The organism is Peribacillus sp. P4_C12 (assembly GCF_056402095.1).
This window is the reverse complement of record NZ_JBFUIB010000915.1, coordinates 1-1,058: the sequence shown is the minus strand read 5'-3', so window position 1 is coordinate 1,058 and position 1,058 is coordinate 1. Positions and strand designations below refer to the sequence as shown.

Genomic DNA, 1,058 nt, shown 5'->3' with positions numbered 1-1,058 from the left:
GAACTATATCCGAAAGGGATGGCTGGATTTAAGCGTTTTACAGAACTTCTGGATATAGAGCCAGATGTCGAGGATAAAAAGAATGCATTTGCCGTTAATGCTCTTTTAGGTGATATTTCTTTTAATGATGTCACTTTTAATTATGAAGACAAAAAAACTGTTTTAAAAGGCATTGATTTGAATATCAAAGCTGGTGAAACCATTGCTTTTGTAGGTCCATCCGGAGCTGGAAAAACGACTATCTGTTCGTTAATCCCTAGATTCTATGATGTTATTTCCGGTTCAATTTCTATTGATGGAATTGATATTCGAGAGATGACAAAAAAATCACTACGGTCACAAATAGGCATAGTCCAGCAAGATGTGTTTCTTTTTACAGGAACATTAAAAGAGAATATCTCATACGGATTGCTTAATGCAACGCATGAACAAATTCAAGAAGCAGCAAGAAAAGCCCATCTAGAGGCTTTCATTGAAGGATTACCAGAAGGATATGAAACTCAAATAGGTGAGCGAGGTTTAAAGTTATCGGGAGGACAGAAACAAAGAATTGCAATCGCCAGGATGTTCTTAAAAAATCCGCCGATATTAATTCTCGATGAGGCAACATCTGCGCTTGATACTGAAACCGAAAGAATCATCCAGCAGGCACTTACCGAACTTGCTGAAAATAGAACTACACTTATTATCGCCCACCGATTAGCAACGATTCGAAACGCCGACAAAATTATTGTTGTTACAGAAGAAGGAATTGCTGAAGAGGGCCGCCATGAAGACTTACTTAAGCAAGGTGGTATCTTTGCTAATCTGCATAAATTACAATTTCAAAAATAATAGTGATCTAAAGCTACATGTCCTTTCATTGAGGATATGTAGCTTTTATTAATTTATTTGAATTATTCCTCAGTTATTGAATTAATTCCAATTAATGATAACAAAGTTGCGGAAAAAAAGTTCTGTTTTATTTAAAACTCATGAAAATTATCACTTAATCCGTTATTATATAGGTAATAAAGAATGGTTTAAGGAGCTGTTAAACGTTCGTTATGGTATAAAAG

The 1,058-nt window shown here is 35.1% G+C and carries 1 protein-coding gene; it reads left to right on the top strand.

Features of this window, described 5'->3' with window-relative positions; translation table 11 throughout:
• The coding region (locus tag AC1DUW_RS30225) for an ABC transporter ATP-binding protein (RefSeq protein WP_477644361.1) at positions 1-834 on the top strand (834 nt) is incomplete at its 5' end.
• Positions 835-1,058: the final 224 nt, after the last annotated feature.